Annotated in this window: 28 protein-coding genes and 1 pseudogene; 16 read left to right on the forward strand and 13 right to left on the reverse strand. The window is 68.7% G+C overall.

Annotated features, from left to right (window positions below; genetic code table 11):
- Positions 1-10: 10 nt before the first annotated feature.
- On the reverse strand, positions 11-334 hold the full coding sequence (locus BLS95_RS03605; protein WP_143043570.1) for a hypothetical protein: 324 nt from the start codon (positions 332-334) through the stop codon (positions 11-13).
- 446 nt (positions 335-780) lie between these two features.
- Here BLS95_RS03605 and BLS95_RS03610 point away from each other — a divergent pair, with 446 nt between their 5' ends.
- The 3 genes from BLS95_RS03610 (at position 781) to BLS95_RS03625 (ending at position 2,954) form a co-directional block, all read left to right on the forward strand.
- Positions 781-1,461: a TIGR03564 family F420-dependent LLM class oxidoreductase gene (locus BLS95_RS03610; protein WP_090929326.1), complete on the forward strand. Its 681-nt coding sequence runs from the start codon at positions 781-783 to the stop codon at positions 1,459-1,461.
- Positions 1,462-2,061: 600 nt separating this feature from the next.
- The gene (locus BLS95_RS03620) at positions 2,062-2,514 is read left to right on the forward strand and encodes an SRPBCC family protein (RefSeq protein WP_176993003.1); all 453 of its coding nucleotides are present in this window, start codon (positions 2,062-2,064) and stop codon (positions 2,512-2,514) included.
- A complete protein-coding gene (locus BLS95_RS03625) occupies positions 2,511-2,954 on the forward strand; it encodes a MarR family winged helix-turn-helix transcriptional regulator (RefSeq protein WP_090929331.1) in 444 nt (147 codons plus the stop codon). The genes BLS95_RS03620 and BLS95_RS03625 overlap by 4 nt, the downstream gene beginning before the upstream one ends.
- A gap of 266 nt (positions 2,955-3,220) precedes the next feature.
- Here BLS95_RS03625 and BLS95_RS03630 read toward each other — a convergent pair whose 3' ends face one another.
- On the reverse strand, positions 3,221-3,856 hold the full coding sequence (locus BLS95_RS03630; RefSeq protein WP_090929333.1) for a dihydrofolate reductase family protein: 636 nt from the start codon (positions 3,854-3,856) through the stop codon (positions 3,221-3,223).
- Positions 3,857-3,894: 38 nt separating this feature from the next.
- Positions 3,895-4,233, reverse strand: coding sequence for a pyridoxamine 5'-phosphate oxidase family protein (locus BLS95_RS03635; protein ID WP_090929335.1), 339 nt, complete (start codon positions 4,231-4,233; stop codon positions 3,895-3,897).
- A gap of 372 nt (positions 4,234-4,605) precedes the next feature.
- On the opposite strand from BLS95_RS03635, the pseudogene BLS95_RS59495 reads away from it, so the two are divergent.
- Positions 4,606-4,713, forward strand: a pseudogene (locus BLS95_RS59495) (NADPH-dependent FMN reductase); the annotation flags it as partial.
- Between the two features lie 23 nt (positions 4,714-4,736).
- On the opposite strand, the gene BLS95_RS57565 reads toward BLS95_RS59495, so the two are convergent.
- Entirely contained in the window at positions 4,737-4,877 is a 141-nt protein-coding gene (locus tag BLS95_RS57565; RefSeq protein WP_245764885.1) for a hypothetical protein, read from the reverse strand.
- Between the two features lie 485 nt (positions 4,878-5,362).
- Here BLS95_RS57565 and BLS95_RS59715 point away from each other — a divergent pair, with 485 nt between their 5' ends.
- From BLS95_RS59715 to BLS95_RS03665, 4 genes are all read left to right on the forward strand, one after another.
- Entirely contained in the window at positions 5,363-5,752 is a 390-nt protein-coding gene (locus BLS95_RS59715) for a DUF4158 domain-containing protein (RefSeq protein ID WP_425434690.1), read from the forward strand.
- Between the two features lie 105 nt (positions 5,753-5,857).
- Positions 5,858-6,211: a cupin domain-containing protein gene (locus tag BLS95_RS03655; protein WP_090929337.1), complete on the forward strand. Its 354-nt coding sequence runs from the start codon at positions 5,858-5,860 to the stop codon at positions 6,209-6,211.
- Between the two features lie 261 nt (positions 6,212-6,472).
- Entirely contained in the window at positions 6,473-7,438 is a 966-nt protein-coding gene (locus tag BLS95_RS03660; protein ID WP_090929339.1) for an AraC-like ligand-binding domain-containing protein, read from the forward strand.
- Positions 7,439-7,565: 127 nt separating this feature from the next.
- Positions 7,566-8,012 (forward strand): hypothetical protein, encoded by a 447-nt coding sequence (locus BLS95_RS03665; RefSeq protein ID WP_090929341.1) that lies wholly within the window; start codon positions 7,566-7,568, stop codon positions 8,010-8,012.
- A gap of 24 nt (positions 8,013-8,036) precedes the next feature.
- On the opposite strand, the gene BLS95_RS03670 is transcribed toward BLS95_RS03665, so the two are convergent.
- From BLS95_RS03670 to BLS95_RS03680, 3 genes are all read right to left on the reverse strand, one after another.
- On the reverse strand, positions 8,037-8,201 hold the full coding sequence (locus BLS95_RS03670) for a hypothetical protein (protein ID WP_218135582.1): 165 nt from the start codon (positions 8,199-8,201) through the stop codon (positions 8,037-8,039).
- A 538-nt stretch (positions 8,202-8,739) separates the two neighbouring features.
- Positions 8,740-9,705, reverse strand: a complete 966-nt coding sequence (locus BLS95_RS03675) for an SDR family NAD(P)-dependent oxidoreductase (RefSeq protein ID WP_090929343.1) — start codon at positions 9,703-9,705, stop codon at positions 8,740-8,742.
- Positions 9,702-9,953: a putative antibiotic biosynthesis monooxygenase gene (locus BLS95_RS03680; protein WP_143043571.1), complete on the reverse strand. Its 252-nt coding sequence runs from the start codon at positions 9,951-9,953 to the stop codon at positions 9,702-9,704. The genes BLS95_RS03675 and BLS95_RS03680 overlap by 4 nt, the downstream gene beginning before the upstream one ends.
- Positions 9,954-10,113: 160 nt before the next feature.
- On the opposite strand from BLS95_RS03680, the gene BLS95_RS03685 reads away from it, so the two are divergent.
- A complete protein-coding gene (locus BLS95_RS03685) occupies positions 10,114-10,959 on the forward strand; it encodes a helix-turn-helix transcriptional regulator (protein WP_245764812.1) in 846 nt (281 codons plus the stop codon).
- A gap of 59 nt (positions 10,960-11,018) precedes the next feature.
- Here BLS95_RS03685 and BLS95_RS03690 read toward each other — a convergent pair whose 3' ends face one another.
- Complete coding sequence (locus BLS95_RS03690) at positions 11,019-11,210, reverse strand: hypothetical protein (protein WP_090929347.1); 192 nt, start codon at positions 11,208-11,210, stop codon at positions 11,019-11,021.
- A gap of 216 nt (positions 11,211-11,426) precedes the next feature.
- Entirely contained in the window at positions 11,427-12,143 is a 717-nt protein-coding gene (locus BLS95_RS03695; RefSeq protein WP_090929349.1) for a type 1 glutamine amidotransferase domain-containing protein, read from the reverse strand.
- 236 nt (positions 12,144-12,379) lie between these two features.
- Here BLS95_RS03695 and BLS95_RS03700 point away from each other — a divergent pair, with 236 nt between their 5' ends.
- From BLS95_RS03700 to BLS95_RS03710, 3 genes are all read left to right on the forward strand, one after another.
- Positions 12,380-13,402: an alcohol dehydrogenase catalytic domain-containing protein gene (locus tag BLS95_RS03700; protein ID WP_090929351.1), complete on the forward strand. Its 1,023-nt coding sequence runs from the start codon at positions 12,380-12,382 to the stop codon at positions 13,400-13,402.
- Between the two features lie 178 nt (positions 13,403-13,580).
- On the forward strand, positions 13,581-15,068 hold the full coding sequence (locus tag BLS95_RS03705; protein WP_245764813.1) for an NAD-dependent succinate-semialdehyde dehydrogenase: 1,488 nt from the start codon (positions 13,581-13,583) through the stop codon (positions 15,066-15,068).
- A gap of 364 nt (positions 15,069-15,432) precedes the next feature.
- Positions 15,433-15,987 carry a CGNR zinc finger domain-containing protein gene (locus BLS95_RS03710; protein WP_090929898.1) on the forward strand — a complete coding sequence of 185 codons (555 nt, stop codon included), beginning with the start codon at positions 15,433-15,435 and terminating at the stop codon, positions 15,985-15,987.
- Positions 15,988-16,135: 148 nt separating this feature from the next.
- Here BLS95_RS03710 and BLS95_RS03715 read toward each other — a convergent pair whose 3' ends face one another.
- A complete protein-coding gene (locus tag BLS95_RS03715) occupies positions 16,136-16,573 on the reverse strand; it encodes a hypothetical protein (RefSeq protein ID WP_090929353.1) in 438 nt (145 codons plus the stop codon).
- A 46-nt stretch (positions 16,574-16,619) separates the two neighbouring features.
- Here BLS95_RS03715 and BLS95_RS03720 point away from each other — a divergent pair, with 46 nt between their 5' ends.
- On the forward strand, positions 16,620-17,093 hold the full coding sequence (locus BLS95_RS03720; RefSeq protein ID WP_143043572.1) for a hypothetical protein: 474 nt from the start codon (positions 16,620-16,622) through the stop codon (positions 17,091-17,093).
- Entirely contained in the window at positions 17,090-17,527 is a 438-nt protein-coding gene (locus BLS95_RS03725) for a hypothetical protein (protein WP_090929357.1), read from the forward strand. The genes BLS95_RS03720 and BLS95_RS03725 overlap by 4 nt, the downstream gene beginning before the upstream one ends.
- On the opposite strand, the gene BLS95_RS56695 is transcribed toward BLS95_RS03725, so the two are convergent.
- Positions 17,514-18,053, reverse strand: a complete 540-nt coding sequence (locus BLS95_RS56695; protein WP_218135583.1) for a hypothetical protein — start codon at positions 18,051-18,053, stop codon at positions 17,514-17,516. The genes BLS95_RS03725 and BLS95_RS56695 overlap by 14 nt on opposite strands.
- Before the next feature lie 872 nt (positions 18,054-18,925).
- Between BLS95_RS56695 and BLS95_RS03740 the strand changes: the two genes are divergently transcribed.
- Positions 18,926-19,357, forward strand: coding sequence for a hypothetical protein (locus BLS95_RS03740; protein ID WP_090929360.1), 432 nt, complete (start codon positions 18,926-18,928; stop codon positions 19,355-19,357).
- Positions 19,358-19,513: 156 nt separating this feature from the next.
- Here the strand turns inward: BLS95_RS03740 and BLS95_RS55400 are convergent, their stop codons facing one another.
- Together BLS95_RS55400 and BLS95_RS03745 are read right to left on the reverse strand one after the other, a co-directional pair.
- Complete coding sequence (locus tag BLS95_RS55400) at positions 19,514-19,660, reverse strand: hypothetical protein (protein ID WP_176993004.1); 147 nt, start codon at positions 19,658-19,660, stop codon at positions 19,514-19,516.
- A complete protein-coding gene (locus BLS95_RS03745) occupies positions 19,657-19,917 on the reverse strand; it encodes a hypothetical protein (protein ID WP_090929362.1) in 261 nt (86 codons plus the stop codon). Before BLS95_RS03745 ends, BLS95_RS55400 begins: the two co-directional genes overlap by 4 nt.
- A 420-nt stretch (positions 19,918-20,337) precedes the next feature.
- On the opposite strand from BLS95_RS03745, the gene BLS95_RS58890 reads away from it, so the two are divergent.
- Positions 20,338-21,501: a DUF11 domain-containing protein gene (locus BLS95_RS58890; RefSeq protein ID WP_090929364.1), complete on the forward strand. Its 1,164-nt coding sequence runs from the start codon at positions 20,338-20,340 to the stop codon at positions 21,499-21,501.
- Positions 21,502-21,618 lie beyond the last annotated feature (117 nt).

Consider the following 21,618-nt stretch of genomic DNA (forward strand, 5'->3'; position numbering starts at 1 on the left):
TAGCACCGAACTAGCCTCCGAGCGGGAGCGCTTCCATGCCGAGCGCGACCGGCTCCGCGAGCAGGCCGACCAGGCGCGTCAAGCCCAGGCCGAAGCCGCCACCGCGGCGGCAGCCGCCGTGGCCGCCGCCGAGACCTGCCTCCAGCTCACCCGCGAGGAGTTGCAGCAGGCGCGCGTCCGGGTGGCCGCCGCTCAGGCCGCCACCGGGCTGGTCCTGCCGGACCCGGCCGACCTGGCCCAGGCCCTCGGCGCCGGGGTCCGCGGCGTGCTCCTGCCCGAGGCCGCCATCGACGCGGTCACCCGGCATCCCGACGGCGCCGTTGTGCTGTATCACCACGGCACCCAGATCCCGCTCGGCGCCTCACCCACCACGGACGCCCAAGCTCAGGCTCTGGCCGCCGCGCTGCTCGCCGTCGCCGCCGATCACCCACCCGCCGGGACAGCGGGCGAGCTGGTAGCCGCGCCGACGGGTGGCATCCCAATGACGCCCTGCCGCACAGGCGGTGGCCATGATCCACCGTCCCCACGGCCCGCGCGAGGAAGAAGCACTGCGGCGCACTCTCAAGGACATCGACGACGGGCACCTGACCCTGTGGGTGCGTGGTCGCTTCTACGACGAGCACACTGGCGCGCCCCTGGACCCGCCGCAGATCGGGGTGCTGCCCGACCGGCAGCCTCAGTCTGGCGTGCCCGGCCCGCGCGGCGCCTGGTGGGCACCGCTGATCGAGCGCGGCCGGCTGGAGCTGTCCCCGCCCGGACGGTTCCCGGCGCTACCTGGCCATGGACGCCGGCCGCGACGCGCTGCTCGGGCTCGGCGTCGGCAACCGCAACACTGTCGAGCAGCGCTACGGCCAGGACTACGCCAGGCCCGCCCACCGTATGCGCGAATACCTGCGGGCACTTCGTCCGCTCCTGCGCGACGGTGAGGTGAGCTTCCGCGGTGAGACGCTCGTCGCGGATACGGGCGGCTGGTTGGCGCGGGTGCCGGGGAGCGTACCGGCGCCGCCCGTTCTGGTGGCCGCGATGGGCCCGGCCATGCTGCGCGTCACGGGTGAGCTCGCGGACGGAACCATCACCTGGCTCGCCGGCGCACGGACCATCGGCGACCATGTCGCCCCAATTCTCCACGCCGCCGCAGAGGGGAACCCGGCCCCGCAGGTGATCGCCAGCCTGCCCGTCTGCGTCACCGGCGAGCCCGACGAGGCCCGCGAGAGAGCCGCAGCCAACCTCGCGTTCTACCTGAATGTCCCCTCATATCGCGCGGTCTTGGACCGTGAGGGCGCCAGCTCACCGGCTGACGTGGCGATTGTCGGCGATGAGCGGTATGTCGAACGGCAGATCGCCCGCCTCGCGGACGCGGGCGTCACGCACTTCGTCGCCAGCCCGGCCGGGCTCACCACTGCCCAGGAACGGCAGCGCACGCTCGAGCTCCTGGGTGCCCTGTCCACGCGAGGGTGCTGAGGTCAGGGCAGGAGGCCGAGGCGGTGGGCCGTGACGACGGCTTCAAAGCGTGAATGGCTGCGCAGCTTGCGCCGTCCAGGGTGAGGGCGAGCAGACGTTCGGCCTGCTGGCGTTGTTCGGGACCGGCCGAGGTGAGGGCGATGCCTTCGAGCGCGGCGCTCAGATCGGTGGGGCCGATGTCGGTGCGGATCGTTCTGGCGGCCGCGCACAGCCGAGGGCTGAGCCGGTCGGCGATGCCCTCCAGGACCAGGTCCAGCCCATGTCGTCGACATCGGAGGTCAGCATGACGGCCGGGCCGTGCTGGCGCGGTGCCATCTCGGCGACGGTCGCGTGTTGGCCCCGATGATGAAGTCGGCGTCAGGACGACGGTTTCGAGGTGCTCGATCACGCCGTGCTTGCCGAATCGCCGGGACCCGTCTCCCCGGAGATCCTTGAGCGGGCCTGAGCCGGCTCTTCTTCGGTGAACTCCCCGTGCTCCTCCTGGTGGCGCTGCAGGTCTGCGCCGAGGAGTTGGTGCCGCAGCTGATGGGTTCACCGTGCAGGGCTTGCTTTGTTGTCGCGACACCATTATTCTGGTGTCGCGACAACAAGGAGGCGTGCATGTACGAGATCACGGCCGAAACGGTCATCACCGGGGACCTCGCGGTCATCTGGGAGACCGCGACCGACGTCGGCGGCTGGTCCGCGTGGGATCCGCACGAGGAGGCGGCCCGGCTGGACGGGGAGTTCGCCGTCGGCGGGCGGGGCTGGTCCAAGCCGCACGGCGGTCCCGCCACGGACTGGACGATCACCGAGGTGGTGCCCTGCGAGCGATGGGCGTCGGAGTGCGGGTTGCCGGGGGGCGGGCTGGCAGGCGTGAACACGTTCGAGCGGCACGGGGACGGGCGGGTCCGGTGCGTCAAGACGGTCCGGGTGAGCGGGCCGCTGGTGCCGTTGTTCCGGCTGTACTTCGGGCGGCGGATCCGCAGGGACATGTACCGGACCTTCGCGGCCCTGGAGCGCGAGGCGTGGCGGCGGGCCGGGCTGGAGCGACGGGTCGAGGGAGCGGCGTGACCCGTGAGGAGTCCGGGCCCATGCTCTCGCCCGGGTACTGGCTCTATCGCGCGGCGCTGACCTGGCGATCGCGCATGGAGGCGAGCCTGAGCCCGCTGGGCCTGACGTACACGCAGTTCATGCTGCTGGCGGCCACCGGCTGGCTGGAACACATCGGCGGGCCGCCGACCCAGCAGCGGGTGGCCGACGAGGCGGGCGTAGACCGGCAGATGACCTCACGCGTGATCCGGACGCTGCAGGAGCGCGGTCTGGTCGCCCGTGACGCCCATGAGACGCACGGGCGCGCGCTGCGCCTGAGCCTGACCGAGGCGGGCAGGACACTGACCGGGCAGGCCGTGGAGATCGTCCGTGGCCTGGACGAGCAGGTGTTCGGCGCCGACCCGGCCACGCTGCGGGCCGAACTGCGCGCCATCGCCGAGCTGCCGCCGCCGCCAGAGTGACACCGACAGTGAGCGCCGAGCCCGCACTCTCCACCCACCGAACTCACCACCGCCATCGCCGCCATCGAACAACACCTGGACCAGCGCATGGCCCAGGCCCGCCTCCCCGCAGCAGCATGAAACGCTGCCCCACTGTCAAAGTCCTCGTCGCTAAGGGGCCCTAGAGGGAACGACTTCAGGGGAGTTGCGGTCAGCCGATGTGACCGAGAGCTCGGTCAACACCGGTGAAGGTCCGTGCGCCGCGGCTGTAGTCGGAGCGTGGCAGTCTAGACACCCGCACGGTTGAACGTCACGTGCGTGACGCCACTGGGCGAAGAGACGCTCTCGATCCGGTAAGCCTTCTCGATGCCTTCGAGCCCGTCCCAGAGCCGCACCCCGCGGCCGAGCAGGATCGGGACTATCACGACGTGCATGTGGTCGATGAGGCCGGCGGCAAGGAACTCGCGAATAACCGTCGCACCGCCGCCGATGCGGACATCTCGGTCGCCGCCGGCCTTGCGCGCCGCCTCCAACGCCTCAGCAGGTGAGTCGTTGATGAAGTGGTAGGTTGTGCCACCTTCCATAGTGATCGACGGGCGCGTGTGATGCGTGAGGACGAAGACCGGCGTGTGGAACGGCGGGTTGGGGCCCCAAGCGCCCTTCCACTCCGGGTCCTCGTGCCACCCCGGGTGTCCGAACTTTCCTGCGCCCATGATCTCGGCGCCGATTTTCGCGTCGTCGTGCTGGCGGACGAAGGCGTCGTCGATTCCGGTGCTGCCGCCGGGCTCCCACCAGTCGGTCGCGAACATCCACTCGTGGAGCCGTTCGCCGGCGTGCCCGAAATGCGCGTCGCGGTCCTGGCCTTCGCCGGTGCCGAATCCATCGAGCGAGATCGCGAAATTCTGTACTCGTACGCGGGACATGGTTGGTACTCCTTCGGGTTTCATGAATGGACAGGTTCTTACCGACACGGCCCGATCGTCGGGACGGGGATATGCCGGCGACGTCGTTCGGGCGTGTGGTGTCGCCGGCGAGGCAGACACGGCTGTGCGCGCCGCTTCCTGGCGACCTGTTCCGGCCGCGGCAGGGCGGCCCCGCCCCGGCTGGGCTCTCCGGGGTAGATCTCGATACCGCGGTCCAGGTCGCGGCCGGACACCCAGAAGATCTCCGCGTAGTCGGCGGTCGCGAAGTAGACGGGCGACGTCCACGGGATGCCGTCGGCGTCGACGGTGCCCACGACCGCGTACAGGTTGGCGTCCATCAGGCTACGGGCGTGGGCGTCCAGGTCGGCGTCGGTCATGACGCCGGCCTTCGCTGGACCCGGTGGGCAACGGTCATCGTGATCTCCTTGTTCGACGGTGTACGGCCAGTCTGGCGGGCGGCACGCAGCTGGACATCCGTGCCGCACGCGGTGCCACCACTGAGCCGCTACGGAACGGCCACTGGGAGGGGCAGCCGGGCGGTGGGGCCGAGCTGATCATCGTCGCGAGGGTGGCGAGCGCCACCAGCAGGCGATGCCGCCCGCAAGGTGAATTCCGAGGGCCAGCCCGTCCAGATCAGCCCCGACGGGCCGCTCGGCGATGCGGCCTGGGCGAAGCAGCGGCTGTCCCGCGCTACCCAGTCGCTGCCCAACGGCTACCTCATCCCTGCTCGACGCGGCGGGAGCGCCGCCATGAGCCAGTACGACCGGCGGCAGACCCGCAGCTGGGCCGAGAAGATCGCGTCCTTCGACGCGTACGTCTTCGTGACCCCCGAATACAACCATTCGAACTCCGGCGCGCTGAAGAACGCGATCGGCTTTCTCTACGCCGAGTGGAACAACAAAGCGGCCGCGCCTCTGCCCGAACTCGGGCCCGAGGCGCGCACGGCCCCCAGCAGCGCGAGTTCCTCCTCATCCAGCGTCCAGCACTCGATCAGATCCTCGATCTCCCATTCGCGTCGCATGTCCCGCACCCCTTCTCCCGGACCTCCAACGAGGGCCAGGAGAAACATGGGCCGTAACCGTCCGGCTACCGACTGGTATGTCGCACCCGTGATGGCGACGCAACGCGCCGGAGACATAACGCTTTGCTACGTTGCGGCCGGACTCCCCACGGAGCCCATGGCTACATCGCATAACCCTGGTTACCGAGCGTTACTTTGCGGCGGGTGACACCGACCCGAGCAGGGGGCCGAACAGCGCGACGATAGGGCACGGGCATTCGTGGAGTACAAGCCGACGGCAGGTCAGGCTATGTAATCGCGTGTACCTTGCACGAGTCCTGCCGACAATCGCGAGGGCAGGTCGGGGCGATCCATCAAACGGATCCGCGTGTTCACTTCGGCGCGTGGAGTGGCTGATGTCGACGAGGTTTCTGTCGGATGAGCAGTTGGAGCGTCTTCGGTCGTTCCCGGACATCGGGCGCGAGGAACTGATCAAGTAATTCACGCTGACGTCGCGCGAGCACGCGTTCTTGGATGCGCCGGGTCGGGGACCGGAAGCGCGCTTGGGGCTTGCCGTACAACTGTGCACGTTGGCGTGGCTCGGATACATCCCCGACGACCTGCAGGAGGTGCGGCAACCGCCACCACCGCCCCCGCCCACAGTGCGGCAGGCCACCGGCTGGCTGCTGCGCAACTCCGCCGCCCTCACCTCACGCTCATCCACACGGCCAGCCGCGGCTACCCCCGCGCGATCAACAACCTGGCCATCCAAGCTCTACTGGCGACTTTCATCGCCGATAAGACCATCGTCGACGAGTCCGCCGCCCGAGCCGCCGTCAACGAAGTCATCGCATCAGAGTGACGCCAACTCGGCCACGAAGAGGATCGTCCAATAGCCCCGCTTCGGATCAGCATGATTTCAGAAGATTGGTCCGCTAAGAGGACCAATTTTCGCAGATTGGCTCTGTCATCGGACCACTCTGAAAGGCAAGGATTGTGGCATGACCACACAACATGAAGCTTCGCGTCACCTTGCTGCGGTCTCGGTGGCCGAGGCCATCACCGCGCTCCCAGGGCCCTTCCAGCAGCACAATCTGGCGGCGGTGAACGACACCACCGTTGTTCGCCTGGCTCGATTGGAAGGCGAGTTCCCGTGGCATCACCACGATGAGGACGAGCTCTTCTTGTGCTGGGACGGCAGCTTTGAGATCCAGTTGGAGGGGCAAAACCCGGTGGTGCCGAAAGCGGGCGAACTGTTCGTCGTTCCCAGAGGAATGCGGCACCGTCCCGTTGCCGACAAGACCGCCCATGTCCTGCTCATCGAGCACCCGGACACCAAGCAGTACGGGAACTGACGCAACGCCCCCCAAGGCCCGGTCTGATCCAGCTCAACTTCCAAGGCCCTTCCGGGTCTCAGGACGTCTTTCTAACGCGCAGCCCGGAGCCGATGAAGACCCGAACCCCGCCGGGCATGTCGACTCTCTCGGCCAACCGGCAGGGGCATGGCCTTCTTCAGGACTCAATGTCCAGGACATCAGAGTGCTCACCTGCGGGCAACCACCATCTACTACGGAGTCTGCCGGATGGCTACTCCCAGAACTCATGAGGACAGGTAAGTGGCGATAGCGCTGTCCACCGATGATCTGCCGGTGGCGGAGCGTTTCGAGCGCTGGCTTGAGCACGTGTCGCGAACGGTCGCACCCGTGGGGGCCACCTGTGATGACCGTGCCCGCTTCCGCGCCGTCGTCGACGTCATAGATCTGGGCGCCGTGCATCTGTCCACACAGGACGTCTCCGCCTGCAGGGGGCGGCGGACGGCGGCGATGATCCGCCAGTCCGACCCGGAGATGTTCTACTTGCTGGTCAACACACACGGGCACTCCGCCATTGAGCAGAACGGACGGCGTGCTGTGCTACGGCCGTCGGATCTGGTGCTGTATCACACCTCCAGACCCTTCTACTTCGAGACCGGTGTGAACCGCACGGAGAACTCGCGTGGGCTGATGTTGACGTTCCCCGGAACGCTGCTGCCGATCGCCCACCGGAAGGTGGAGCGGCTGGCGGCCACCGCGTTCTCCGGCCGCGAGGGGATCGGCGCGCTGCTGTCGGGTTTCCTGCTCACCCTGACCAGGGGCACGCAGTCATACCGCGAGGCCGATCTGGGCCGGCTCGGCATCGTCCTGACGGACCTGATCACCGCGTTCCTGGCGTACCAGCTCGATGAGGTGACGACCATATCCGTGGAGGCCGGGCGGCAGTCCATGCTGTTCCGGATCTACGCCTACATCCAGGTGCACCTGGCCGACCCCGCGCTCTCCCCGGCAGGCATCGCCGCCGCCCACCACATGTCCCTCCGCACCCTGCACCGGTTGTTCGAGAACGAGGCCGACACCGTCGCCGGGCTCATCCGGTCGTGGCGGCTGGACCGCTGCCGGCGTGATCTGTTGGATCCCGCGCTCGCGGGGCGTCCGATCCGCGCCACGGCTCTGCGATGGGGCTTTCGCGACGTGACCGGCTTCTCCCGGGCCTTCCGCGCGACCTACGGCCTCACCCCGACGGCCTACCGGCAGCGGCATCGCTGACAATGCGCCAGCGCATCAACTTCCACGGCTCCTACCCCTTCCACCGCCCCCAGCTGGAGGAAGGACGCCTGCGGGACCTGCGCGATCCCAATGCCGTCGAGGACGAGCCGGAGGAATAGGGCACCTAGTGAGCGACGACTCCATTGCAGGTCCGGAGTCGGCACGGGCCGGGCTCGGCTTCACCGTACCGTCCCGCTCCGACGGATGGCCCGACCTGCTCGGACGGCGGCCCCTGACCCGTGACGAGCGTGCCGAGCTGCGGCGTGCGCTGGACGCCGAACCCGAGCCCGGCAGCACCGACACCGTCCCGGACTCCCCGTTCCTGGTCTACCTGACCGTCGACGGCCTGGACCGCGAAGGCGACCCGCGAAAGGCGATGCGGCTGCGCGGCCGGATCCTCGCGGCCGCACGCAGCGCCGCCGAACAGCGCCGCACCACCTTCCACGCCACCGAGACCACCGTGACGGTCGGGATCTACGGCACGGACGCCGCCGCCCGGATCACCGTGCTGCGCACCGCGTTGGCCGCGCTCGTCACCAAGCACGTGCTGGCCGCCCGCGACGAACCATGGTGAGCGACAGGAGACGAAGGGGTCCCCTCACCCCATGGTCGTCGGCACTGCGGCTGCTCCGTCGTGTTCACGCAGCATGCGCAGGACGGTGGCCGGGGAGGGGTGGCGGCCCTTCTTCTTGCCCTTGGTGATGTCGAGCCGGGCGGCGATGTCGCGCAGGCTGAGGTCCTGGGCGCGTAGGTGCAGGGCCATGGAGAGCATGGTGTTGTCGGTGACGGCGGCGCCGCCTGCGAGGGGGGCCGGGGCTCTCTTCGTCCCCGGTTCCCCTGGAAGGGAGCCGGGTTACTGGACTTTCCGGACCGGCCTTACGCGCGCGGGCGAGCGCGACAGAATCACTTCGACGAAGATGCCACACGCAAGGCAAGTCCGGCGTACTCCCCATCCCGGCGGCACTATAGGAGAGATCACGCCTGCCTCCGGCGGAAGCAGACAATTCAGCAAAGGCGGCGACGAACTCACCGTTCAAGCCCTTACCGTCAACAAGGACGGCGCCTTGCTGAAGTTCCACACCAGGTGATAGCCATGTGCCGATTCCGGCCCGCCGATTCAGCTACGCCCGTACGGTGACTGCCCCGCATGGTCAACCAGCGCCTCGTGGCACACGCCGCAGGGCTTCTGTTCCTCGGGCCGTCCTCACGGCGCACGCCACTGACTGGACACACCCGGGCCAGATCCACTTTTACATGGCCACGGACAGCTGGCGCGTCCAGTGTCGCTTTGCCAGGCAGGCCTAAAGAGGGTGGCCGCTATCGGTGATGAGTCGTTCGGACAGGGTCCATAGCCGGTCAGCCCGGTCCGGGTCCACGGCACGTGGAAGGTAATGTCCGGAAGGTAGTGAGTCGTTGTCGTCCTGGGTCCAGGGGGCGGCGACCGCGCAGTCTTCGAGGTACTTGCCGCCGACACCGTCCAGTTCAGGGGCGAGCGCTCCCCAGACAGAGGTGGCCGCTCCCTGCTCCGGGGTCTTCCAGCCGGAGGGTACGGGCGCGCCCCAGCCTCTTGAGGTGATCTCTTGCGGCGACATGTGGCGCTGCAGCCCGGTCTTGATTCCGCCTGGGCTGACCGCGTTGCAGGTGATGCCGTGTCCGATGTACCGCGTGGTCAGGCCCACCGCGAACAGAGCGTTTGCGGTTTTGGATTGACCGTAGGCTTCCCAGGCGTCGTAGGGCCGGTGCGCGTAGTTGGGGTCCTCGAAGATGACGTCGCTGCGCCGGTGAGCGCGCGAGGACACCGATACCACCCGGGCTGCGCCGGCTGCGCGGAGCGAGGGCAACAGGCCGATGGTGAACGCGAAGTGGCCGAGGTGGTTGACCGCGAAATGCGACTCGAAGCCGTCCACGGTCCGGATCAGCGGGAGCGCCATGACTCCGGCGTTGAGGACCAGGATGTGCAGCGGCTTGCCCGTGGCCGAGTGCTTGCGGGCCCAGGTCGTCACCGATTCCAGTGATGCCAGATCCAGGTGCCGGTGCACCACCTTCTCGTTGCCGGTCCGCGCACGCAGCGCCTTGACCGCCTGTTCGCCCTTGGCATCGTCGCGGCCGGCCAGGACGACCCGCGCGCCGGCGGTGGCCAGCGCGAGTGCGGTCTCGTATCCCAGACCGGAGGCGCCGCCGGTCACGATCGTCTCTTTCCCGGTCAGGTCATGGCCCGCGATCACCTGCAGAGCCGTGGAGTCCTGGCCGAAGGCGGTCGCCGTCATCGGCTGAGCCAGCGGCCGAACCGCTTGGTCAGCGTGGGCATCACCGAAAAGATCAGCAGTGCCACCGCGATCGGAACCAGGATGAGGAAGTGCGCGTAGACCGGCAGGTCACCCGCCACGGCCTGGAGGATATAGCCCAGCGTCGTGATGATCGGGTAGATCGCCAGGCACGTGAGCAGCCACATCTTCCAGCGTCGAGGAGGCGACACGGGGCGGGTGGGGGCCGCCTGATCCGCAGGAGCCGTCATGACACCAGAGTCCTTCCTTCGAAGTTGTTCGATACGGCCCAGCTTGCGAGGAAGCTCCGGTTACAGGAAGACCGCCGGACAGCGAGGGTTTCCAGCCTGGTAGTGCCAGGGCTACCCATCAGCTCGAAGGGTCGCCGGGCTCGGTGCCAAACTGGCAGGCGTGAGCAGTTCATCGTCAGGGGCGGCACTGGGGGAGTTCCTGCGGGCCCGCCGCGCCCGGTTGCACCCTACGGACCTGGGTCTCCCCGCAGGACCGAGAAAGCGGCGTACGCCAGGCTTACGACGCGAGGAACTCGCGGCTCTGGCCGGGATCAGCATTGATTACTACATGCGCCTGGAACAAGGCAGGGAATCCAACCCCAGCGGCCCTGTGCTGGACGCACTAGCCCGCGCGCTGCGTCTGGACGACGAGGCAGTCGAGCATCTTTACGCCCTCGCCGACCACGCCGCCGGGCGCGTCTCGCGACGCCGCGCCGACCAGGCTGTACGGCCTGGCATCCGCCAGTTGCTGCAGACGCTGCGGCCCTGCCCTGCGTACGTCCGGAACCGCACCAACGACATCCTGGCCGCCAATCCGGAAGGCCTGGCAGTCCTGGCGGGTATCGACGAGTGGCCCGCCGACCGCCGTAACACCACCCGGTACACCCTCCTTCATCCCACCGCCAGAACCCTGTACACGGACTGGCAGCACGCCGCCGCCATGACTGTCGCCCAGCTCCGTACCGCCGTCGCCGCCGATCCCCGCGACCCAGGGCTGGCCGCCCTCGTCGCCGAACTCACCGAGGCCAGCCCTATATTCGCCGACCTGTGGCAGCACCACGACATCCACCACCGCCGCACCGACCAGAAGACCTTTCACCACCCGGCCGTCGGCACCATCACCTTCACTTACGAAAGCCTCGACACAGGGCCCGACGGCATACGACTCGCCATCTATCAGACCACGCCGGGCACGCCCGACCATGAGGCGATGATGCTACTCGCCCTGACGGCAGACCCCAGATAGCAGATAGGCGGCAACGCCGTACGGGCCCGCCAGCAGCAGGCCGACGACCGCCGGCGCCGCTAGTCCTCGGGCCTCAGGCTCGCGGTGGGCCGGGTGCCGGCCAGCGCGGTCAGACGGGTGAGGGCGGCGGCGTAGCCGGCGCGGGTAGTGGCGGCCTGCACCTGGTCGAGGAAGCGGCCGACCGCGGCCGCGACACTCTGCCCGCCTGCCAGAGCATCGGAGCTCGGCGCGAGGAAGGAGACGACCGTCACTGCAGCTCCTGCACGTCGATGTGACACATAATGTGGCCGAGTCGCGTCCCGGCCGGCTCGCCGCGAGCTGGGCGTAGTCCCGGCCGCGAGGGTCAGTGTGACAGATAATTCATATTAACTGTCACAACTGCACTCCGTCCGGCTACCGTGATCGGTAGCCGAGTGGTGGCCGGGTACGCGCTAGGGGTGGGTGCATACCCGGCCGGTCAGGAGTGGTCAGACCGTCCGGGCCGTCAGCAGCTGAACGACGGCTTCGGCCGAGGGCTGGGCCGAGGCGGGGTTCTGGCCGGTGACGAGGTTGCCGTCGACGACGATCTGGGGGGCAAAGGCGGGTCCGCCGTCGAAGAGCGCGCCGGCCTCGCGCAGTCGGCTCTCCAGCAGCCAGGGCGCCCTGTCGCCGAAGCCGAGGGCTGTCTCCTCCTCGTCGGTGAAGCCGGTGAGCCTACGGCCGGCGAAGATCCAGCTGCCGTCGGCCTTCTTGGCCGGCAGGAGCGCGCCGACGCCGTGGCAGACGGCGGCGACGACCTTGTGCGGGTTCGGGGTCAGCGCGGCGTAGATCGCGCCGATGGTGGGGTTGTCGGCGAGGTCCTCCATGGGGCCGTGGCCGCCGGAGACGTAGACCGTGTCGAAGCCGTCGGGGTCCACGTCCTCCAGTCGGGCGGGGGAGGCGAGAGTGTCGGCGAGGCCGGTGAGGTAGTCGCGCTGGTTCTGGATCGCAGACTGGTCGTTGTTGTTCATCGGCAGCGACAGGCTGGCCTCGTCGACCGTGGGGGCCACGCCTCCGGGCGTCGCGATGGTGATGTCGTAGCCGGCTTGGGTGAACACCTGGTGCGGGTGGATGAACTCGCTGGCCCAGAACCCGGTGGGGTGGGCGCTGCCGTCCTTGAGGGTCCACTTGGATGCGGCCGACACGACCAGCAGGACTGATGTCATGGTGATCCTCTTTCTTGGGATCCGAAGCCCGGCGTTATGACTTAAACCTAGACGCAGATAACGCCCATCGACAAGAGCGCCCCGAAAAACGCGACTTCTTTGCAGATAAAATGCCATCAGATGCCCCAGGTGCTCTCATGGATGTTAGTGGCTAATCTGATACTGTCATAACTAAATCGCTGCAGCGTTTCTGTGCAGCGCGGCGCCGATGGCGCCTGTCCGTCATGAGGAGAGCCATGTCCAGCACCATCCGCGCTGTACAGATTCCCGAGATCAACGGCCCACTCGGCCTCACTGACCTGACCAGGCCCGAACCTGGGGCTAGTCAGGTGCGGATCACCGTGGAAGCCTGCGGGGTCTGCCACAGCGACCACAACATCGCCCGAGGTGACTTCGGCGACGGGCCGTTCCCGCTGACTCCCGGCCACGAGATCGCGGGCCGCATCGACGCCGTCGGCGCGGGCGTCGACGGCTGGGAGCGCGGCGACCGCGTCGCCGTGGGTTGGTTCGGCGGCAACTGCGGTCACTGCCTCACATGCCGGGAGGGGGACCAGATCAACTGCATCAACGGGCAGGTCCCGGGTGTCTCCTACCAGGGTGGTTACGCCGAAGCCCTGGTCGTCCCGGTCAGCGCTCTGGCGCGCATCCCCGACGGGCTGTCCGCCGTCGAGGCCGCGCCGATGGGCTGCGCGGGCGTGACGGTCTTCAACGCTTTGCGCCGTACCTCCGCCTGGCCCGGGGACCTGGTGGCCATCCTCGGCCTCGGCGGCCTCGGGCACCTGGCCGTGCAGTTCGCCCACAAGATGGGCTTCAACACCGCCGTGATCGCCCGCGGCCCCGGCAAGGAGTCCCTCGCCAGGGAACTCGGCGCAGACCACTACATCGACAGCACCGCGCAGAACGTCGCGCAGGCCCTGCAGGCCCTCGGCGGCGCGAAGGTCGTGCTGGCCACCATCACCGAGCCCTCGGCCATGAGCCCTGCCATCGACGGACTGCGGGCACGCGGCGAGTTCGTCGTCGTCGGCGCGTCTCCGGAGAAGCTCGAAGTCAGCCCCTACCAGCTCATCTCAGGCCAAAAGACGCTCCGGGGCCACGCATCGGGCACCTCCCGGGAAGTCGAGGAGACCTTGCGCTTCGCCGCACAATCCGGCGTCCGCGCGATGGTCGAAGTCGCACCGCTGGATGACGCCCCGCAGGCCTTCAGCAAGATGCTGGTCGGAGACGCCCGCTTCCGGATGGTCCTCACCACCGGCCTGTAACCAAGCCTGAGGGCCGGACGACCACACAGAGGCCGGCCCTCAGCACACCGCCCAACGCCCGTCCCGCGCGGCCGGCCGAGGCGCACCCACCGCATCGCCACCCAGAGCAACATGACCCGCATGGGCGTCCGGCACCGCGGCGGCGGACGCCAGCCCCACCATCACCTGGGAGCCAACGGTGAACCTGCCCGAAGCCGCACCGACCCGGATGCTGCTGGACGGACAGTGGACCGGCGGCGCCGGCACCTTCCCCGTCCTCAACCCCTCAACCGGCGAACCGATCACCCACGTGCCGCGCGCCTCCACCGATGACGTCGCCCGCGCTATTGACGCGGCCGCGCAGGCCCAGGCCGAATGGGCCGCACGCCCACCCCGCGAGCGCGCCGAGGTACTACGCCGCGCCTTCGAACTGACGGTCGCGCACCAGGACGAACTCGCCCTCGTCATGGCCCTGGAGATGGGCAAGACCCTCAAGGACGCCCACAGCGAGGCCGCCTACGTCGGCGAGTTCTTCCGCTGGTTCTCCGAGGAAGCCGTCCGCATCGGCGGCGAACTGCGCCGGACCCCGTCCGGCACCAATCGCATCCTGACCTTCCGCAAGCCGATCGGCGTCGCCCTCCTCCTCACGCCGTGGAACTTCCCCGCCGCCATGGCGACCCGCAAGATCGCCCCAGCTCTCGCCGCCGGGTGCTCGGTGGTACTCAAGCCAGTCTCCGACACCCCGCTGACGGCGCTGCTGATCGCCAAGCTGCTGCAGGACGCCGGCGCCCCACCCGGCGTGGTGAACGTCCTGACCACGGACAAGGCCGGCGAATTCGTCACCACAGCCCTGAGCGACGCCCGCGTGCACAAACTGTCGTTCACGGGCTCCACCGGGGTCGGGCGGACCCTGCTCAAGCAGGCCGCCGACCATGTCCTGAACACCTCCATGGAGCTCGGCGGCAACGGGCCCTTCATCGTCCTGGAGGACGCGGAGCTGGATGCCGCCGTGGAGGGCGCGATGCTCGCCAAGCCCCGCAACGGAGGCCAGGCCTGCACTGCGGCGAACCGCTTCCTCGTACACCAGAGCGTGGCCGACGAGTTCGCCCAACGACTCGCCGCGCGCATGGGCGCCCTGCGGATCGGGCCCGGCACCGACCCGGCCACCGAACTCGGTCCGATGATCAACGCGCGAGCCGTGGACGGGATCGCGGACAAGGTCGACCGGTCCGTGGCCGTGGGCGCCCGAGCCGTCATCGGTGCAGCACGCCTCGACCGCAGCGGCTTCTTCTACCCGGCGACGGTCCTTACCGACGTCCCCCGGGACTCCGCCATGGCAACCGAGGAGATCTTCGGCCCCGTCGCACCGATCATCCCCGTCAAGGACGACGAGGACGCCGTCAAACTCGCCAACGCCACGGAGTTCGGCCTTACCTCATACGTCTACGGCTCACTCGCCCGCGGACTGCGCGTCGCCGAACGTCTCGAAGTCGGCATGGTGGGCCTCAACCGTGGTCTCGTGTCCGACCCGGCAGCCCTTCGGGGGCGTGAAGGAGTCCGGACTGGGATGAGAAGGCGGCTACGAAGGCATCGACGCCTACCTGGAAACCACCTACGTGGCGACCGACTGGTAGTTGTCTGCAGCAACAACCTTGTGCCAGCCTCTTCCTGCTGGCCAGGCCTGTAGGCCAGCCCCACGACTACCTGTCGGCCGACCGCAAGTCGGTGCCCAAAGTCCTTGCTCCGGCGGTGTCGTATGAGGCTGCTGAGGACAGGTCGAAGACCACCATCCCGCTGGGGGCGTCCGCGCGCGGACACCCCCAGCAGCCGCGAGTCCTCCCGGGCACCCGTGGCATGTCGTGCCCATGGCGTTAGTACTTAGCTGCTAACGATTTCCTGAGTCTGGGGGAATGCGTTATGCGTGATCTCTGTTCACTCATCGCAGGCAGATCAGAGCTGAAGTAAGCTCTACGGCAGCAGGAGGTGGATGGGCAGTGCAGGAGACAACGGCAACCCGTGGCCCTTTGACTGCGCCAAACGCAGCCGGCTTGGTGCTGGGGTTCGTCAACACACGGGCGACAGGCAACGGGGATCCCGAGCGGCTGGGTGACGCCCACGCCCTGCGAGCCTGGGCCGAAGAGGCTGTCATCGACCTGGGCGACTGGGTGCTCTCCGACGCAGACGCGGCATCCGCACGCGACCTTCGACAGGCGCTCGTCACCATCCTGCTCGCCCATGTCGACGTGCAGGAACCCGCGGGGGCGCTGGCCGAGGCGGAACAGCGCCTTCGCCAGGCGGCTGCACTGCACCCTCTCCAGCCGGTGATCACCGCTGATGGATGCGAGTTCATCTCCGCACAGCAGGGCATACCAGGGATGTTCGGGACGATCTTCGCTGCGATCGCCGACATTGCCCAGCGGAACATGTGGTCACGCATGAAGATGTGCCGCAACCTCCCCTGCCACGTCGGCTTCTTCGACAAAACGCGCAACTCCTCAGGCCTGTACTGCAGCCCCAGCTGCAGCAGCCAAGTGACCATGCGCGCATACCGCGAACGACAGAAGGCAGGCCAAGGAACCCCGAATACGAGCACGATGAAGCATTGATGAGGAGCGTCTCGTCAGCGTGGCCTGCTCATCTGCGTGGCCTGCTCATCTGCTCAGCCAGGCGGCGCTTGGATCTGACGTACTGCACATGGCGCTCATGATCGCGCAGCACAGCTCACCGACCACCTCCTGGCCTCATTCGGGCGCGTCACGGACATGCGCACGACGCGTCGTTGCAGCAGCGATCACCGGCAGGCAGGTCCGGCGCGTACGTGCCGAGGTGGTCCTGCCGGGCGGCCTGCCACGGCTGCACTGTCCACCCGCCCGTACCCAACCGGTGGCACAACACCAGCACGTTCGAGCGCTCAATGAAAGCGAAGCGGGCCCGGCCCAGCCGCCCGCGTGTGGCCGCGACCTCCTCCGATGTCGACCCTGGCACCGCAATGAGCAACTCCACGTCCTGCGGCGATAGCCGCCAGGTCATCGCCTCGGGCAGCTGCTCGCGCATCGGATCGTAGAGCTGTCCGACCGCTGGCGGCGGATCGCTCCAGAGCATGCACATCCGCAGCGTGCTCTGCTCGCCCGGACCCGCCACCTGTCCGCCCTCGTTGGCGAGGGTGAGCTCGCCCCCACCGACCAGTAGCACACGCGTTCCGGTGGCGCATGCCGAGAGGGCCGATCAGACTCAGAGGATGAGCGCGTCAGGCAGCCAGTACGCCTTCGTGATCGAGACGAAGGACAACCTGGACGGATCATGGTCGTGGATCACGGACTACGGCGACGCCGACAACCCCGTAGTAGGGCGCGGCGTGATCGACGACGCTCCAGGAAGCCCGCATGACTTCGGCCGGGCGACGTTCGACGCCTACTTGGATCGCCTAGCCGCCGTCTCGCCCGAAGCGGTCGAGTACTTCTTGTTCGAGGACGACTACGACACGTGGTGGCGCATCCGGGTCTGGGACGTTCCCGCGACCGGCTACGACCAGAGGAGCTCCGTCCCTCCGCCCGGCGATCGCGCTCGCCTGCAGTACCCGCTCGCCATGACCGCTGACGGGATCCAGCCGCGGGCCACGAGCACCTGGCCAGGCACCGTGGTTCGCAAGCGGCTGCAGGCCAAACAGGCCGCGCAGCAGGCCGCCGGCAGGCGACCAGGAGACGGCGCGTGACGGCGCGGGAAGAGGAGCTGATCTGGTGCGAGGTGCGCCTGGACGACGTTGCCGGTGTCGTCGGCTCCTACGAGCTGTGGAAGGACGGGCCTTGGTACCACCGCGTTGACTGGCACCGGGTCTGCGAGGCCTTCGACGGCTTCCTGCAGCGCAACGCCGTGGACGGAGTCGTCACGGATCTTCCCGCCCGGTTGCGCGAGGTCGAGGAGCGGCTTGGCCAGCGTGAGCGGGAGGGACTACGCGCCCTCGTTCTCGAGCCCATCACCATCACGCAGGTACAGCTCACCAACGGCGGCCATCGGCTGGCGGCCATGTGGCAGCAGGGCGTCCGCGTCGTGCCAGGGCTCTTCTGCCGGGGTGATGTCGGCGCATCCATCACCCCCGACCAGGTGTATCCGACGCCGCAGACCGTTCCGCGGATCAGCCGTTCGTGATGTGGGGGCAGACCCTGCGCTGCTGGTAGCCGCCGGGCACGCCGGCGCCGACGGCGGCCCAGAACGGCCGGGATTCGCGGAAGTGGCCGCCGAGGGTGTGCCAGGACAGTCCCGGGTGCTCGGCGCGCAGCTGGGCGAGGGCGGCGCTGGCCAGTCCGCATCTTTGGTACTCGGGCATGGTGTAGGGGTGTTCGACCCAGCCGAGGCGGCAGCGGCGGCAGAGGTGGTAGTCGACCGCGAAGGCGTGCTCACGGCCCAGGATGGCGGCGCGCGTCCGCCATCCATCGCTCCGCTCGCCTGAGACCATGTCCTGCCACGGCGCGTCCCTAACAGCAGCGACCGGTCGGCCGCGGCGCCGGCCGGACAGCCCCCACCTGATCCACTGGAGGAGTGCGCGCCATGGCTCCGCGTCGGGATCCCGGCCCACCACATGGACCTGCCCCGCCAGGCGCCGGGCCGCTTCGCGGGCGGCTTCCGCCGCGGCCCCGGCTATTCGGTCCGCATAGTGGCCCCGCTTGCACTTCACCGCGCCATGCTGGAGCAAAGTGCTGCCGCCGCCGACAGCGCCGGCCCGGCTGAGCGCAAGGCGCACCGGGTGTACGCCGCCCGTGTTACGGCCGTCGAGGCCACCCAGGCACATAGGCCGTGACCTCGGACAACCCTTCGGCGAGACACATCCGAACGAAAAAGTCACGGCAAGCCGCTCAACTCCGCTCTGCTAACGGGACTTTTCGTTCGGATGCTCGTCATGCCCCGACTGGAAAAAGCGCAATCCGCTCCTGGGCCCGAGCCTCGGCCCCATCAAGGGAACGCCCAGGCATGGAACCTACGCGTACCTGCTCGGCACGGTCTACCTCTGGGCCAAAGACGTCAGTTGGTACGACTTGGAAAACTCATGGGGCGAGCGTTTTTAGCCGGCCGCGGTCTTCCACCGATCCATGACCGCGGCGTAGCGCGTCGGGGGTTAGCGCGGGCGGCGGGGATGCTCTGGGCCGGTGACGGCGGTCGGTCCGGTGAGGGTCTCGGCAGACGCGGCGCGGGCTGCACCGGCGAACCCCGGGGGATCGAGGACATCGACGGAGGGCGGAGGCGACATGGCGAGGGTGACGGTGCTGGACAGTGCCGCCATGGTCAACCACGGCCTTGGGGAACAGCCGAGCAGCCAGCAGCGATAAGCGCTGATGATCATGTTGACCGGCTGACATCGTGATGGACACTGAGCAGGACGACCTGCGAGAACACGCCAGACCGCACTGTCAGTCCGAGCTTGTTCCGCTGCCTGAACTCGGGAGCCCTGAGCGGTTGTGGGCAGATTTCGCCGCTGGGTGTGCCGTCGTGGAAGGACGTAAGGCGATCGGCTCGGCACTCTTTCTCCCCTCATGCGAGGGAAGGAAGATCATGGAACACAACACGGGCGGCGCCATCTGGGTGGCGATGCGGTTCGGCCACGACTTCGACACCGAGTCCGTCTGGTACATCGGCCTGGAGGCGGCGCAAAAGGAAGGCGATGCGTTCACCAGGTTCAACGGCGCGCCGGACTGGCAGCGGTCGGCCGCCCCCGACGGAACCGTGGGTGAGCGCGGGGTGGACCTGCCTCGGAGCCGCATGGCGTGCGCCATCGGAGTGACTTACTGGCACGGGGACGGCACAGAAGAACGGCTCTGCTGGCACCGGCCACTGCGTCAGGCCAGTGACATGCTGGTGGCCATTCGCCAGATGTACGGCCCAGTCCCACACACCGCCGTACTGCTGATCCCGGGTGCCGAACCCCTGCTCCTCGACCTGGAGGACGCGGAGGATCCCGGTGAGGGAGTGTCCAGTCGCGAATGATGATCAGCTGCGGGGTGCTGTCCCGGGCTGGGGAAGCTGGCGAGGCGTCTCCCACGCGGCGACGGTGAGCGCGAGCGCCTCGCGCCCGCGTTCCCCCACGCCGCGGTGAACACCGCTGCCGTCTGCTCGGCCGTCAGGTCGGTCAGCATGGCGCCGTCACCGAACTCGGGTGCGCGGGCGGGTCAGCGTCTGGCGGTAGGAGCGCAGGGCGTCGGCGTCCAGGTCGCGGCGGCTCAGGAATGCGGTGGCGGCCTCGGCCAGCGTCGGGCCGCCAGTGAGCGGCAGGACCTTGGCCATTGTCACGGGCCTCCGAAGTCCTCGGCGTTGCGGAGGATGAACTCCGCGTCCGCCAGCGCGTTCATCGCCGCGGCGGTCAGTGGCGCCTGCGCATACAGGGCGGCCTCCAGCCGGTGGTGGGCTTGGACGTCCATCCGCTCGTGCGTGGCGTCCTCGGCGCCGTCCAGGTCGTAGACGAGTTCGGGGTCGGCCTCGCCGAGCAGGAGCCAGAGCTGGCAGGCCTGCACGATGACCGCCCCGTCGTGCTCCAGGGCCGCCGCCAAGCCAGGAGCCAGTGTCCAGGCCTGTTGGTGGCCAGGTTCGGCCAATGCCCGTTCGGTAGCGCATTTGCCCTTGTGTCGGCCTTGGTGCGGGCGCACCATCGGGCGGGCGAACCGACCCGGGGCACAGACGAGACTCCGACTCCTTTCAAAAAGCGCACCGCGACCAGTCCCCGTCAGGCAAGAGAGCGGGACTTCTCGCCAGGTGGCGGAACGCTCTCACCGTCTGCGACCCCGGGCGCCCCTGCGGCTGCGCTGGTCCTGCGTCCAGCACGCTGCGGGGAGCCTCGCCCTGGTACGCCGTCACGGATGTTCACGGCCACCGGGCCGGGCCGGGGACGGGCGTGCACGAATGGAGGAACTCCGCATGATGCGCTTATCCCCTCACCACGTGTCCGCGGCCGGCGCGGCTGGCCTGGCCGTTTGCTGGGCCTGGCCGCCGCTGTGCTGCTCGCCGCGGCGAGCGTGCTGGCCGTGGTCACCCCCGCGCACGCCGCCTCGGTCACCGTGACCGACTCGGCCGACCCGGTCACCGTCGGCACCAGCTACACCTACACCGTCGCCTACGACGGCTTCCAACTCTGGGACGGCGCCATCACCTTGTCGGGCGCGTCCGCGTCCGTCACCAGCGTGGCCACCTCCAACCCCGCCCTCAGTTGCCACGCGGCCACCAGCACCTATGTGCCGTGCACCGCCTCCCCCTTCATCAACACCCCCGGCACGATCACCCTGACCGTGTCACCCGCGGCGGCCGGCACCGTCACCGCCACGGCCCGGCTCGCCAACTGCTGCACCGACTACTACGGCTCCCAGTCCACCACGATCAACACGCCAGGCACCGACCTGGCCGTGTCGGTGGCCGACTCGGCCGACCCGGTCAACCTCGGCACCACGTTCACCGACACCATCACCGTCACCAACAACGGCCCCACCGCCGCCACCGGTGTGACCGCCACGCTCGCCCTGACCGGCGCCTCGGCGACCATCGTGTCCGCGACCCCCTCGCAGGGCTCGTGCACGGTCACCAGCTCGCTCTCCTGCAGCCTGGGCAGCCTGGCCGGCTCCGACTCGGCCACCATCGATGTGGTCATCTCCCCGGCCGCGACCGGCACGGTGATCGCCACCGGCGGCGTGGACGGCAACGAGCCCGACCCCACCTCGGCCAACGACAGCGACGCCGAGAACACGACCGTTCAAGCCGCCGACATCGACGTTGACCTCGGCGCCCAGCCGCATCTGGGCATCCTGGTGCCGTATCTCTCCTACACGATGACGGCTGACAACACCGGCCCTGACGCGGTCATCTCCGCCACCCTCACCGCGACCCTGCCCGCGGGCAAGACCGCCACCAACCTGTCGTCCGGATGCACCAGCGTCCCCGGCTCGGTCACCTGCATCTACGGCGCCATCGCCAGCGGCGCCGGCGCCAGCAAGACCTTCCAGCTGCCGCTGAACCTGCTCTCCCTGGGCCAGGTCAACGTCACCGCCACCCGCACCATCTCAGCTCCCGGCGACCCCAACCCGGTCAACGACAGCGCCGCCGCGGCCTGCACCGTCATCTCCGTCATCCTGGCCACCTGCCCCTGAGCCTCGATGCTCGCCTGGCTCGCCGGCCGCCGAGCCGGCGGCATTCGGCGCGGTGGCGGCAAGGCATAGCCACACGCCGTGGAACAAGGTGGCACACGATGAGGGAACCCTGGCACG

The sequence above is a fragment of the Nonomuraea jiangxiensis genome, assembly GCF_900099965.1.
GTDB lineage: Bacteria > Actinomycetota > Actinomycetes > Streptosporangiales > Streptosporangiaceae > Nonomuraea > Nonomuraea jiangxiensis.